General features: G+C 65.5%; 15 protein-coding genes. 10 read left to right on the top strand and 5 right to left on the bottom strand.

The features are described 5' to 3' along the window. The first annotated feature begins 171 nt into the window (after positions 1-171). On the top strand, positions 172-801 hold the full coding sequence (locus W7U_RS07290) for a TetR/AcrR family transcriptional regulator (RefSeq protein WP_008256409.1): 630 nt from the start codon (positions 172-174) through the stop codon (positions 799-801). A 12-nt stretch (positions 802-813) separates the two neighbouring features. On the opposite strand, the gene W7U_RS07285 is transcribed toward W7U_RS07290, so the two are convergent. From W7U_RS07285 to W7U_RS07270, 4 genes are all read right to left on the bottom strand, one after another. After that, complete coding sequence (locus tag W7U_RS07285; protein WP_008256406.1) at positions 814-1434, bottom strand: hypothetical protein; 621 nt, start codon at positions 1432-1434, stop codon at positions 814-816. A 111-nt stretch (positions 1435-1545) separates the two neighbouring features. After that, a complete protein-coding gene (locus W7U_RS07280) occupies positions 1546-2364 on the bottom strand; it encodes a mycofactocin-coupled SDR family oxidoreductase (RefSeq protein ID WP_036428845.1) in 819 nt (272 codons plus the stop codon). A 1-nt stretch (position 2365) separates the two neighbouring features. Further along, on the bottom strand, positions 2366-3448 hold the full coding sequence (locus tag W7U_RS07275; protein WP_008256403.1) for a hypothetical protein: 1083 nt from the start codon (positions 3446-3448) through the stop codon (positions 2366-2368). A gap of 62 nt (positions 3449-3510) precedes the next feature. Next, entirely contained in the window at positions 3511-4299 is a 789-nt protein-coding gene (locus W7U_RS07270; protein WP_008256400.1) for an SDR family oxidoreductase, read from the bottom strand. 209 nt (positions 4300-4508) lie between these two features. On the opposite strand from W7U_RS07270, the gene W7U_RS07265 reads away from it, so the two are divergent. Next, on the top strand, positions 4509-5108 hold the full coding sequence (locus W7U_RS07265) for a TetR/AcrR family transcriptional regulator (protein ID WP_036428842.1): 600 nt from the start codon (positions 4509-4511) through the stop codon (positions 5106-5108). Between the two features lie 7 nt (positions 5109-5115). Here W7U_RS07265 and W7U_RS07260 read toward each other — a convergent pair whose 3' ends face one another. After that, positions 5116-6219 (bottom strand): dihydrodipicolinate reductase, encoded by a 1104-nt coding sequence (locus W7U_RS07260; RefSeq protein ID WP_008256395.1) that lies wholly within the window; start codon positions 6217-6219, stop codon positions 5116-5118. 390 nt (positions 6220-6609) lie between these two features. Between W7U_RS07260 and W7U_RS07255 the strand changes: the two genes are divergently transcribed. The 8 genes from W7U_RS07255 to W7U_RS07220 all read left to right on the top strand — a co-directional run bounded on the left by W7U_RS07255 (position 6610) and on the right by W7U_RS07220 (position 12578). Beyond that, complete coding sequence (locus tag W7U_RS07255) at positions 6610-7257, top strand: hypothetical protein (protein WP_008256392.1); 648 nt, start codon at positions 6610-6612, stop codon at positions 7255-7257. Positions 7258-7436: 179 nt separating this feature from the next. Beyond that, a complete protein-coding gene (locus tag W7U_RS07250; RefSeq protein ID WP_008256390.1) occupies positions 7437-8966 on the top strand; it encodes a morD in 1530 nt (509 codons plus the stop codon). Positions 8967-8988: 22 nt separating this feature from the next. Then, entirely contained in the window at positions 8989-9783 is a 795-nt protein-coding gene (locus W7U_RS07245) for a CbbQ/NirQ/NorQ/GpvN family protein (protein WP_008256389.1), read from the top strand. Between the two features lie 17 nt (positions 9784-9800). Then, entirely contained in the window at positions 9801-9929 is a 129-nt protein-coding gene (locus W7U_RS26895) for a hypothetical protein (protein ID WP_007770904.1), read from the top strand. Continuing rightward, positions 9926-10651 carry a hypothetical protein gene (locus tag W7U_RS07235; protein WP_008256388.1) on the top strand — a complete coding sequence of 242 codons (726 nt, stop codon included), beginning with the start codon at positions 9926-9928 and terminating at the stop codon, positions 10649-10651. The genes W7U_RS26895 and W7U_RS07235 overlap by 4 nt, the downstream gene beginning before the upstream one ends. Before the next feature lie 13 nt (positions 10652-10664). Beyond that, positions 10665-11096 (top strand): hypothetical protein, encoded by a 432-nt coding sequence (locus W7U_RS07230; RefSeq protein WP_008256387.1) that lies wholly within the window; start codon positions 10665-10667, stop codon positions 11094-11096. A gap of 13 nt (positions 11097-11109) precedes the next feature. Then, positions 11110-12159, top strand: a complete 1050-nt coding sequence (locus tag W7U_RS07225; protein WP_008256386.1) for a dihydrodipicolinate reductase — start codon at positions 11110-11112, stop codon at positions 12157-12159. After that, entirely contained in the window at positions 12156-12578 is a 423-nt protein-coding gene (locus tag W7U_RS07220) for a hypothetical protein (RefSeq protein WP_008256385.1), read from the top strand. Before W7U_RS07225 ends, W7U_RS07220 begins: the two co-directional genes overlap by 4 nt. Positions 12579-12643 lie beyond the last annotated feature (65 nt).

Raw genomic sequence — 12643 nt, 5'->3', positions numbered from 1 at the left:
TGGGCGGGACGCGGCACGGGCAGTGCAGGAAGCTCCGCGTCCGAGCAGGAGTCGGATGCCTCGAAAGATATTGTGACATAAGCCGCGTTTCCCATTAAATGTCAGTTATCTGCCAGTTGTAGAGCGTAAAGGGACCGTTGTCGGTAGTCAACTGTCGGTTACGCTGTCACGATGACCGCGGTGGAGGACCGGCCGTTGCGGGCGGACGCGGCGCGCAACGTCGAGCGCATACTGCGCGCGGCGCGCGAGGTCTACGGCGAGTTGGGCCCGGACGCCCCGGTGGAGGCGGTCGCCCGCCGGGCCGGCGTCGGCGAACGAACCCTCTACCGCAGGTTTCCGACCAAGGCGGATCTCGTCCTGGCGGCGCTGGAACAGAGCATCGCCGAGGATCTCACGCCGGTGATCGACGGGGCCCGCCGCGCGAAGGATCCTCTGCGCGGTCTGACCGAATTGATCGAAGCGGCGATCTCGCTCGGCGCGCGCGAACACAGCCTGCTGGCCGCCGCCCGCCGGGCCGGTTCCCTCACGTCCGACATCTCCATGTCGCTCAATGCCGCGCTCGCCGAGCTTGCCCGGGAAGGCCAGCGCCTCGGCAGGATTCGCGCCGACCTGGTCAGCGACGACCTGCCTCGGTTGATCGCCATGCTCTTCAGCGTGCTCTCGACGATGGATTCCGACAGCGACGGCTGGCGACGCTACGTCGCCCTCGTCGTCGATGCCATATCGGTCGATGAGCGGCGGCCATTGCCCCCGGCGGCCGAACTGCGCTACACGCTGCCGCCGGACGGCTGGCCTCTGTGAAGGAACGGCCGCTCAGCTGGCCGGCAGACCCGCCTTGACCGCGGCGTCCTGTTTGCGCGCGAGATCGAGCAGGATGTCGGCTGGCGTGGGATTGCCTATGACACAGTCGAATTCCATATCGACCATGGCCCTGCCCTCGACGAATACCGCCTCAGAGATCTCCATCGGATTCGCCGGGTCGGTGCTCTGCCCGATCACCATGAATCCGTTGGTGCCGACGTCGATGGGCTGCTGCTCGCCGCTGACCTTCTTGCCGACGACGTCGCGCATGTTCGCGGCCGTCTTGTCGGCCGTCGCCGCGTCGGGAAAGACCGCGATCGTGTCGATGATGGTGCGCTTGCCGTCGGGGTTCTTGAAGACCTGCCCCACGCCGACGATGCCGCCCGGATTCTGGCTGGGCGGCCCGTCAGCGGTGGCGTGCGGGCCGACGTCGGAGGCCTGGATGAGCAAGGAGCTGTAGTTCGCCGGCGCCCCGGGTGAAGACGGGGCGCTCGACGAGATGGCCGCGCTCGACGACGCGGCCGGACCCGATGGCGCCGTCGAGTTCTTGTCCTCGCCGCAGCCGGCGATCGCGGCGCTGAGCAGCATCGCGGCGGCCGCCAGACCGACCGCGGACGTCCGGACCTTTGTCATGAGCCCTCCTTTGTAAGGTCAGCTATTTGTAACCCGTACCCGGGCCACCCGCAGCGTGAACACGCAAACTATGTGGGCCGGCGGGCAAATCGCCATCGGACGAGTTTCGCTTCAGTTGATGGTGACGCCCGCGTCGACCTTGAACTCCAGCCCGGTCACGTATCTGGACTCGTCGGAAAGCAGGAACAACACTGCGCTGCTGACATCGGCGGGCTCGACGGCCGGCGTGGGCATCGCATTGACGAAGATGGGAATGAGATCGGACCGCTGCTCACCCAGGAGAGGCCCGAACGACGGCGGAACCATCCCGGTGGGCACGCCCGTGGGAAGCACGGTGTTGACACGCACGTTCTGCGCCGCCAGCTCGTTGGCCAAGGCCAGCGTCAAGCCGACGACGCCGTGCTTGGCCGCCGTGTAGGGCGTCTGGAGCGGGAATCCCTTGATGGCGCCGGCGGAGCTGATGTTGACCAGGCTGCCTCCACCTTGCTCGAGCAGGTGCGGTATCGCGGCCGCACAGGTGTTCCAGACGCCGATCAGGTTCACGTCGACCACCGTGCGCCACTGTTCGGCGGTGGTCTTGTCCCACGGCGCCACCGTGAGCACGCCGGCGTTGGCGACCGCGCCGTCAAGGCCGCCCAGCTCGCCGACTCCCTCGTCGACCGCGGACCGCAGGTGCGCCTCGTCGCGGACGTCGACAACGCGACTCACGCATCGGCGACCGAAAGCCCGTACCAGCCTTACTGTTTCGGTGAGGTCGTCCTCGGTGGCCAAGGGATATTCAATCTGCGGCAGGGATCGGCAGATGTCGACGAGGATGAGGTCCGCGCCCTCCTGCGCAAGGCGCAGCGCATGGCCGCGACCCATGCCGCGGGCGGCGCCGGTGATCAGAATGCGTTTACCGGCAACGCGTCCTGGAGCCGGGGTGGTCAGTTCAGTGCTCGTTCCACATCAGCCCGCGCATCGTCGCTGACAATGGGATGTCCTCGACCCCGATCAGCCCTTGGGGCGCGCGGCACACCCAGTCGATCGCGTTGACCGCCCGGCCGGCGGTCGAGATGCAGCCGGCATCGGTGGAATCGTAAAGGGGGTGGGATACGTGGGTGTTGATCTCCACCCGCGGCTCGCCCTCCACGACGACGCGGTGCACGCCGGTGTGGCCATCGGGCGGGAATTCCCAGCCGGGCGCGGCGGCCGGGGTGAGCCTGGTGACGTGCTCGAGGGTGATGACCGGCTTGCCGTCGCGCACGCCCTCGGTGGCGAATCGGACCGCGGCCATCTGCCCCGGCTGGACGGTCATCATCGTGCATTCGATGCGTTCGGGCGTGTACCACGGCTCGCAGCGCTGGCGCACGTCGTCGAGCGTGATGTCGAGATGGTCGGCCAGACTGCGGACCTGACCGCCCCACATCGCCACGATCACCCCGGGCAAGAACATCATCGGCGAGTCGTCGTCGCGCGTGGTTCCGAACCCCATTGCCGCACCGGTGAATTCGGCATCGTCGTAGTTTCCGTAGTCGAAGATCTCCTGCACGGTGATCGACGAGATCCGCGTGGTCAGGCTGGCCGCCGAATGCACCAGCGTATCGCCGGAGAAGCCGGGGTCGATGCCGTTGACGTAGAGCGAGGCGTTGCCTGCCGCGCAGGCGCGCTCCAAGGGCTCTCGCAACCAATCGTCGGCATGGCGGGGTGTCACCAGCCAGACCATCGATGTGCCAACGACGTTGATGCCCGCCGTGAGGAACCTGGCCATCTGTTCGATGGCTTCCATGGGTCGCGTCTCACCCTGAGACGTGTAGACGACGCAATCGGCGCCAAGATTGAGCAGTGCGTCGATATCGTCGGTGGCGATGATGCCGGTCGGCGCGTCCAGCCCGCAGAGCTGCGCCGCGTCCTTGCCGATCTTGTCGGCGCTGGCGGCGTGCACGCCGACCAGTTCCAGATCCGGTCGGCCGATGATGGCCCGCAACGAGTGCCGGCCCACATTCCCGGTGGAAAACTGTATGACTCTGCGCACTTACCCTCATCCTTCCGACCGTGGGCGATGACCCATCATGGCGCGTTGCGTCGCGGTCCAGGTCAGTAATCGGGGATTGGGAGCGGCGAGTTGTTCGAGTCGATGCCGCCGTCGACGTGGAAGATCGCGTTCGTCGCGTAGCAGTCGCGCGTGCACAGGTACACCGTGAGCCGCCCGAGATCCTCGACGTCACCGAGCCGATGCAGCGGGGTGGCCTCCTGCATTTTCTCCAGCGATCCGGGCATCAAGTCCAGGCTGCCACGCAAGCCGTCGGTGGCGAACGATCCCAACGCAATGGCGTTGACGCGGATCTTCGGCGCGAGTTCCTGTGCCATCGCGCGGGTGAGCGCCTCGAGGCCGCCCTTCGCGACGCAGTAGGCCGTCAACGCGCGGATGCCGAACCGGGCGGAACCAGACGAGATGTTGACGATGGATCCGCGTCCCGCGCTGATCATGTGCGGGGCGACGAGCTGGCTCATGATGAACGCTGATGTCACGCACCAGTCGAAGGTGTGCCGGAAGTCTTCGTCGGTGATGTCCAGAAAGCGCGCATAGGTGGAGCCGCCGACGTTGTTGACGAGAATGTCGATGCGCCCGAAGCGTTCCATGGCCGTGTTCACGACGCGCTCGCCGTCCGGGCGGCTCATCGCGTCCGCGACGAGCGCCAGCCCTTTGCCGCCCGAGGCCTCGATGCCCTCAATCGTGCCAACGATATCCGCCTCGGTACGCGCGGTCCCGACGACCGTGGCGCCGGCCTCCGCCAACACCCGGGCAATGCCCGCCCCGACACCCTTCCCGGCGCCCGTCACGATCGCGACCTGCCCATCGAGCTGGAACTGTTCCAACGCCATGCCGAGCTCCTTCGATCGTGCGTGGGGTGCGCCGTTTAATCTATGAACTAGGCTGACTAAAGTCAACGAATCATTCCGATCGGCATTCGCGGTACCGTTGATTGTCTGAGAATGATCAAGTTATGCAAGCGTTTTTGGCGCGGACACGGCATAATGAGCCGTTGAGCCCCGCAACTCTCGCATGAGTCGGGTCAACTGTGAGGAAACACATGGCTGTGACGGATCGGCTGTCGACCCGAGAAGCAAAGCGTCTGCAGACGAGGGAGCGTTTGATGGGGGCCGCGATCGCGGAGTTCGCCCGGGCCGGCATGGCCGAGGCGGACGTCAGTGCCATCGTGGCCGCCGCGGGCGTGGCGCACGGGACGTTCTTCTTCCACTTCCCCACCAAGGAGCATGTGCTGCTGGAGCTCGAGCGCCGCGAAGAGGACCGCATAGCCAAGCAGTTCGCCCAATTCCTGAAGTCCAAGCACGATCTCGCTTCCGCGTTGAATGAGGCGGTCCGCCTGGTGGTCGGGCTCGAACGGCGGCTGGGCGATCGGCTCTTCAATGACTTTCTCGCGCTGCACTTCTCCCAGACCCGCCCGCAGACCGAGGACGGCAGGGATCACCCGTTGATCGTCCTGGTCGCCCAGGAAATCGCGCAGGCGCAGGAACGCGGTGATACGGATCCGCACGTCAATCCCATGAACAGTGCGGTGTTCTTCTTGCTGGGTCTCTACGCGCTGTTGATCACCACCAACCACTGGCCGACAGGCCATGCGCTGCTGGAAGACTACGTCGCGAGGACGTTGCGAAGTTTGAAACCCTGACCCGCCGCTAGGGGCGTATGACGCCGCGCAGCGGCATCAGGCCGAGTTCCTTGTGGGACATGAACCCCGGCGGAGCGTCGCAGACCGCGGGTATGGCGTTCGCGGGGCCCATCGCGGTCCAGGTGTATCCGGGCAGCGCGTAGCCGCCGTTGGGGTCCTGCGCGCCCTGCAGGATCAGCTCGGTGGAGGAATCGCCCTCGATCACAATGCGGTAGTGGTAGTGCTGGGGCCAATCCTCCTGCGGTGCAATGGCGTCGAAGGTGTCCATCGTGTAGATCTCGTGAAAGACGATGAGGGGTTTGCCGTCCACCCACGCCGTCCACTTGTGGTGCTGGCGAGCGACAGTCCCCTTTTTGATCACGCCCTTGAAGCCTGGCATGTCGCTGGTCTCCCCTCCCTCGAAGGGGATGTCGCGGGTGGCAGTCCCGAGCTCCACCTCGGTCGTGTATCTCTCGACCGTTTTGCCCAGTCCCTCGACGACCATCGCCATCGATTGGGCGAACAACGGCCATGCCTGTCCGAGCAGATTCGGGCCGTCTTCGAACCCGGCCGGGTCGCTGCCCATCCCCATTTCGAACAGGTACTTCAGGGTGTCGCGCCCGAAATTCACCACCTCGTAGATGTGAATGGTGTCGATCTGGCTGATGATTCGGGCCAGCGTCAGGACGAGCAGGTCTCCGGCGAACCCGGGGTTGACACCACCCGCATGAAACGACGTGCCGCCCTCGTGGCACGCGGCGTCGATCTTGTCGATGTCCGCCTGACTGTGCTCGGTCCGATACCACCACGCCCCACCCGATGCGACGACATTCTTGCCGCCGCGCAGTAGGCGGCACACCTCGTCGGGATCGGACCATAGCGGCGCATAGAACACGCAATCGGCGTCGAGCGCCTCGATGGCATCCTTGTCGGTGGTCGCCCGCACGCCGGTCGGCGGTTTGCCGCAGAGCTCACCGGCGTCCTTGCCGACTTTCTCCGGTCGATTGCACAGGACGCCGACCAGTTCGTAGGCAGGGTTGTGCACGAAATGACGCAGCGCGATCGTCCCGACATTGCCGACGCCCCATTGGATTACACGATATTTCTTCTCGGCCGGCGACTTGAGCGTCATCGCTACTCCTTTGCATGGCCAGAATGCCTGAGCGCTCGCTGAGCGTAGGCGTCTGGCAACGGGCGTGTCAACGAATGCCAGCTGACTTTCGTCAGTACTGTCGCTCCGCTGGTGGGGCGTGGACAAGCCGCGTGAACTCCGCATTAGCACTGTGGCACGCACTAACTGCGGGAAGTGGAGCGAATCTCGCTGACTGTTCGCCGTCGACTCGGTGGGCGTCTTCTGCTGACTGTAGTCAGCCTGTTATAGTGCACTCGCCGGTCCAATCAGTGTCGATGGCGGGGAGGGTTCGTGAATTTGCCGAAGCTGCATCAGCGCGACGCCGGGATAGGTGCAGCCACGCGATCGCCCGGCTCTGCCCCATCGCCGGGTCTGGCCATCGACGAGCACATGGAACGCTCACAGCTCGCGCAGCGCCGGGCCGACAAATGGCTTATCTCCGGCAGTCTCCTGATCGGTACGGCGGCCCTGGGTATTTTCGGGCTGCCGCTGTTCCTCTGGGGAGTGCGGCTGCTGCGCCGGGCGCATCGCGACGGCCTCTCGGTCCGGCCGATGCTGGTCACCCTGCTCGGCTATCTCGTCATCATCGACGCCGCCATCAACACCGTCGGGTGGGCGCTTGATCTGGTGGCGAACCACACCATTCTGGCGCGCGTGCTGCTCAACGGGTGGGGCAACATGTTCGACGCCGGCTACTTCTGGCACTACAACGAGCTGTGGGTCGGCGGCGCGGCGGGGCCCGGCGAGAAGGCCTTGGAGGTCGGGCTGATCCTGACCGTCTTCACCATGCGGATCGCCGCCGCCATCGGGTTTCTGCAGATGAAGCGGTGGGGCCACCAGTGGATGGTCATCACCTGCTGGATGGGCGTGGTCATTTGGATCACCTACGTGTTCAACATGACGATGTTCGCCGACGTGCGTTTTGCCGGCGTCGTGCTCCCGGTCGTCGGCTGGTGGCTCTACGACATCTTCTACATCACCCCGTTTTTGGCCATCCCCTATCTGCACACCGTCAACCGCGAACTCTTCTCCGACTGAAATGCGCGACCCGAAAACCACTACGCCACCGAGGAAGTCACATCATGGGCTATCTATGGGAAATCCTTCGTTACGTCGCCGCGTGGGGCGGCACCGGACTGATCATCTGGTTCTGGTACTGGCTGTTCTCCAACATCGGCACGTTCTGAGCCGGGTTCGCGGAGCGCGGGATTGGGCCGATGACTGAGCATTCCGACGGCCATGCGATGGCGCTGGAACGCAGTTGCGCGGTGACGGCGGTCGCGCTGAGCGAGCAACGCCGAGAAGGCGTGCGGCTCGTCACCGGCGAGCGGCGGGGCTTCGGGTTGAACGCGGGGCTCACATTCGTCCACGTCCCCTACCCCGCCCCCTCCGACTGGACACGCAGAACCCTCACCTGCGGCGTGGCCCTGCAATGCTCACCATCGAAGGAACGCGTCACCGAATTTCGGCTGAACGAGCTGTCCGCGCGCGAACTGCGCGCGCTCACGCTCGTCGAAGGCGGCGTCGCGCTCGGCTGGATCGCGTCGCGGTGGCCAGGCCTGCTTCCCGAGGTCCAACGGCTGCTCCCCGACGTCCACCCCGACGCCGCGGAAATGGACGGCGCCCAGATGCTCGACAGGGCAATCGGATTGGCGGCCACCGGCCGGGAGTTGGCGGTCCCACCGCTGCTGGGCGCTTTGCCGCTGGCCTACACGGCGCCGCAGGGATTGACCGATAAGTTGCGACGCAGCTTCGGGAGGATGCCGTGGACCACGACGCAGAAGCGTCTTCCGCGGCCATACTCGGTTCCGGTCGGCGGTGACGGGGGCGTCCGCAACCCGAACCTGCCGCCGCCGAGCCGGCCGCAGGACAACGATCTCGACGTCACACCCCAACACCGGCCCGGGATTCCCTATCCCGAGTGGAACATGTGGACACAGCGATTCATGCACGACCACGTCGCTGTCGTCGAGCACGCCGACGGCCGGCGCCTGCGCCGTCCGGTGCCGGTGGCCGTCGACGTCCGCAAGTGGTTCGAAGAACACACCCACCGTGCAATGACCAGCCGACTCGAAGACGGCTCCGGCCTCGACGTCGACCAATACGTCAGCCACTACATCGACCTGACGACGGGCGAGGCCAAGGAGCCGCGGGTGTTTCGCGACCTGCTGCCCAGCAGCCGCGACGTCACCACCGCATTGCTGCTCGACGGCAGCTCGTCGCTGGGGGTGCACGGGGGCCGGGTGTTCCAGCTCGAATTGGCCTGTGCCGACGCGCTTTCGCGTGCCATGACGCTGGCGCGCGAACGCCATGGCGTTTTCGTGTTCACCGGCAACACCCGGCACCGGGTCGAGGTGCGGTGCCTGAAGGACTTCGAAGACCGCCGGTTCGTGCCGCCGAGCGGGCTGGGCCTGTCCACCCGCGGCTACACCAGACTCGGTGCGCCGCTGCGCCATTTGACCAGCCGCCTGCTTGCCCAGGCCTCCGAGCGGCGCCTGCTGATCATCATCGGGGACGGGCTGATCTCCGATGAAGGCTACGAGGGCCGTTACGCCTGGGCCGATGCCGCGCACGCCGTCGAGGAGGCCAACGAGGCCGGGGTGTCGATGTATTACGTGGGCGTCGGGCCGACCCGGGTCGACCCCCTCCCGGAGGTGTTCGGGCCGCGCCGTTCGCAACGGATCCGGCGCATCGAGGAATTACCCCGGGTATTGGCCCATGTCCATCGCGAACTGGTCGCAGCGTGAATGCCGACCGATTGAGGAAGAGATGACCACCGACACATATTTCGCCAACGGCAACGAAGTTCAGCTGTTCGAACAGGCCTTTCAACGGCGCCTGCCGGTGATGCTGACCGGCCCGACCGGGTGCGGCAAAACCCGGTTCGTCGAACACATGGGCTCGCTGCTGCAGCGACCGGTAGTCACGATCAGTTGCCACGACGACCTCACCAGCTCCGACCTCGTCGGCCGCTTCATGGTGACCGGCGGCGACGTCGTCTGGACCGACGGCCCGCTCACCCGGGCCGTCAAAGCCGGCGCGATCTGCTACCTCGACGAAGTCGTCGAGGCCCGCCACGACTCCTTGGCGATCCTGCACTCGCTCACCGATCACCGACGATCGTTGTACCTGGACCGCGCCGGCGAGGTGGTGAAAGCCCCCGAAGAGTTCATGCTGGTGTGTTCGTACAACCCGGCCTATCGCAGCTCACTCAAGGAGCTCAAACCCTCGTTCCGCCAACGGTTCGTCACGCTGGCGATGCATTATCTGCCGCCCGACCGCGAGGCCGACGTGATCGTCGCCGAATCCGGAATCCCCCTTGCCACCGCCCAGCGGCTGGTCGGGTGCGCGGTCGCGATCCGCACCGCCGACGAAGCCTTCCACTTCGAACCGCCGTCGACCAGGGTGCTGGTCACCGCCGCCCAGCTGATCGCCGCCGGCGCAACCGAATTGGACGCCGCCGACGCATGCATACTCGCGCCGCTGAGCACCGACGGCGCGGTCACCGACGGTCTGCGTGAAGTCGCGGCAGCCAGCCTGGCCACCTCGACCAGTTCGCCCTAGGGAAAGGAGCAACCGGCATGGACCGACAGGAGGAGAAGCGCAAAAGGGCGCTCATCATCTTCCAGATCTTCATCTACGGCTATCTGCTCGCGATGTTCGGAGTCCAGCTCTACATGTCGTTCGCGCGGGGCTGGTGGGATCTGTGAATGTACCGCTGCTGAAACGGAATTCGGGAGGCACGCCCGACCGCGCCGACGCGTCGCGCAGCCTCGATGATCACCACGACGAATCACGCCAGGCCCAGCGCCACGCCGACAAGTGGATGATCGTCGGCGCCGCCCTGATGGGCATGTGGGCGCCGGGCCTGATCGGATTTCCCATCTTCATGCGCGGGGTATGGCTGCAGCGCCAGGCCCTGCGCGCCGGGCTATCGGTCCGGCCCATGATCGTGACCCTCATCGGCTATCTCGTCCTGATCGACGGGATGCTCAACAGTCTGGGCTGGGCTCTTGACCTGGTCGCCAACCACACGTTGATCAACAGGGTGCTGATGGTCGGGTGGGGCAACATGTTCGACGCCGGCTACTTCTGGCATTACAACGAGCTGTGGATCGGCGGCGCGGCGGGCCCGGGCGAAAAGGCCTACGTGGCAGGCCTGATCCTCACCGTGTTCTCGATGCGGGTGGCGGCGGCGATCGGGTTTTTGCAGATGAAGCGCTGGGGCCATCAGTGGATGGTCGTCACCTGCTGGATGGGGGTGGTGATCTGGTCGGCCTACGTCTTCAACATGACCATGTTCGCCGACGTGCGCTACGCCGGTGTCGTGTTCCCGGTCATCGGCTGGTGGCTCTACGACATCTTCTACATCACCCCGTTCCTCGCGATCCCGTACCTGCACACCGTCAATCGCGAAATCTTCTCCGACTAAAAGGAGCAGTGCCATGACTAGTCCGTCCGTACCGTCCCCCACCGAAGACAAGGACCCGGCCGCCGATCTCGAGCCCGGGACGACGCCGTACTACGCGCGCATGCACACCTGGATCAAGCGCGCCGTGTTGGTGTGCCTGGTAGCGCTGGTGATCGAGGGTGCCTTCACGCTGCCGTTCATGGCGATCTACTACGGGTACCCGACGCTGAGCCTCACCCAAATCTGCAGTGAGCTGCTGAAGATCCGGTACTCCAACGACACCTTGGAGTGCAAGTACCCCTACCCGCCGTTCGGGCCCCCGGAGGGCGCCGAGGGCAAAGCCACCGCGCAGGACGTCTGGGGCATCCAACCGATACCGAAGTACCACCGGCTGGGGTTCCGCGAACTCGTCAAGATCCACGACGAACGACTCGCCCGCCAAGCGCAGGCGCCGACGCACCCATGACGGGGCCGGCCCGGTGACCTATCGGGTCGTCCAATGGACGACCGGTAACGTCGGCAAGAGCTCGGTCCGGGCGATTGCCGCGAACGCGACGCTGGAGCTGGTCGGATGCTATGCCTTCTCGCCGGAGAAGGCAGGGCGCGACGTCGGCGAGCTGTGCGGGATCGAGCCACTGAATATCAAGGCCACCAACGACATCGAGGCGCTGCTCGCGCTCAAGCCGGACTGCGTGGTCTACAACCCGATGTTCGCCGACGTCGACGAGCTGGTCCGCATCCTCGAGGCCGGCATCAATGTGGTGGGCACCGCCGAGTTCATCACCGGCCACTTTCTCGGCGCGGGACGCGAGCGCATCGCCCAGGCCTGCCAGGCGGGCGGATCGAGCATCTTCGGCACCGGCATCAACCCCGGCTTCGCCCAACTGTTCACCATCGTGTCGGCGGGACTCTCGGAGCGGGTGGACAGGGTGTCGGTGCTGGAGTCCTTTGATACCACGATCTACAACTCGCCGGCGACCGAAATCCCTATGGGCTTCGGCTATCCCATCGACCGTCCGGACCTGCCGGCTGTCACCGAGAAAGGATCCGGCATCTTCCGCGACGGCGTGTTGCTGCTCGCCGACGCCCTCGGCGTCGAGCTCGACGAGATCCGTTGTGAAGCCGAGTACGCCCAGACCACCGAGGATCTGCACCTGCCAGGGGACTGGAACATCGCGGCGGGCTGCGTGGCGGGCATTCACGTTCGCTGGAAAGGGATTGTTGCCGGTCGAGAGGTCATCGAGATCGGCGGGCAATGGCGGAAGGGGCAAGCGCTGGAACCGGATTGGCCACTGGACATGGGCTACACCGTCGAGGTGCAGGGCCGACCCACGATCAAGACCACGCTGAGCTTCCTGCCACCGCCGGACTTCGAGGGCACGACCTTGGACGACTACATCATGTTGGGCCTCACCATCACCGCCGTGCCGGCGATCACCGCGATACCCGCCGTCGTCGCCGCGCCTCCCGGCATCGTCACCTACAACGACCTCCCCCTGCTACTTCCCCGCGGAGTCCTGGCGACATGACGACAACACAAGAACCCTCGCTCCATCACGTCGTGTTCGCCGTGGCACCGGAGCGACATGCGGCCGTGACCCAGATGTTCAGCGATCTGGGGTTCGTCTTCGAGCCGCTGCAGCTGGCCGAGCTCGGCCTGGACATTCACCTCGACTGGAATCGGGGCATCGAGCTGATCAGCCCGATCCCGGGGTCGACTGGGGAGGTCGCCGTTTCGGTGACCGAGTTCCTCGAGCGCCACGGAGACGGCGTGTTCACCGTGGTCATCGGGGTCCCGGAAGCTTCCAGGGCCGACGCCGTCGCCGAGCGCTACGGTGCGACAACGCGTTTCCGGCAACGCATGGAGGGCGAGGGCACCTTTCTCGACGAAAACGACGTGTCGATCCTGGGACTGCCACTGACATTCCTGGCGACCAACATTCCGTGATTGGAGACGGCATGGCCCAACATCGTGAGCCGAACGGAGTTTGCGAGCTCGACTCGGACGATCTG

This window comes from Mycobacterium sp. H4Y (assembly GCF_000364405.1).
Classification (GTDB): domain Bacteria; phylum Actinomycetota; class Actinomycetes; order Mycobacteriales; family Mycobacteriaceae; genus Mycobacterium; species Mycobacterium intracellulare.
The sequence above is the reverse complement of the archived record's forward strand: the minus strand, read 5'-3'. Positions and strand labels throughout refer to the sequence as shown.

Bases quoted from the DNA above. Each gene is read 5' to 3' on its own strand.
- W7U_RS07270 (WP_008256400.1), bottom strand. From the start codon at position 4,299: ATGGCGTTGGAACAGTTCCAGCTCGATGGGCAGGTCGCGATCGTGACG.
- W7U_RS07230 (WP_008256387.1), top strand. From the start codon at position 10,665: ATGACTAGTCCGTCCGTACCGTCCCCCACCGAAGACAAGGACCCGGCC.
- W7U_RS07260 (WP_008256395.1), bottom strand. From the start codon at position 6,219: ATGACGCTCAAGTCGCCGGCCGAGAAGAAATATCGTGTAATCCAATGG.
- W7U_RS07220 (WP_008256385.1), top strand. From the start codon at position 12,156: ATGACGACAACACAAGAACCCTCGCTCCATCACGTCGTGTTCGCCGTG.
- W7U_RS07255 (WP_008256392.1), top strand. From the start codon at position 6,610: ATGGAACGCTCACAGCTCGCGCAGCGCCGGGCCGACAAATGGCTTATC.
- W7U_RS07250 (WP_008256390.1), top strand. From the start codon at position 7,437: ATGACTGAGCATTCCGACGGCCATGCGATGGCGCTGGAACGCAGTTGC.
- W7U_RS07290 (WP_008256409.1), top strand. From the start codon at position 172: ATGACCGCGGTGGAGGACCGGCCGTTGCGGGCGGACGCGGCGCGCAAC.
- W7U_RS07245 (WP_008256389.1), top strand. From the start codon at position 8,989: ATGACCACCGACACATATTTCGCCAACGGCAACGAAGTTCAGCTGTTC.
- W7U_RS07285 (WP_008256406.1), bottom strand. From the start codon at position 1,434: ATGACAAAGGTCCGGACGTCCGCGGTCGGTCTGGCGGCCGCCGCGATG.
- W7U_RS07265 (WP_036428842.1), top strand. From the start codon at position 4,509: ATGGCTGTGACGGATCGGCTGTCGACCCGAGAAGCAAAGCGTCTGCAG.
- W7U_RS26895 (WP_007770904.1), top strand. From the start codon at position 9,801: ATGGACCGACAGGAGGAGAAGCGCAAAAGGGCGCTCATCATCTTCCAG.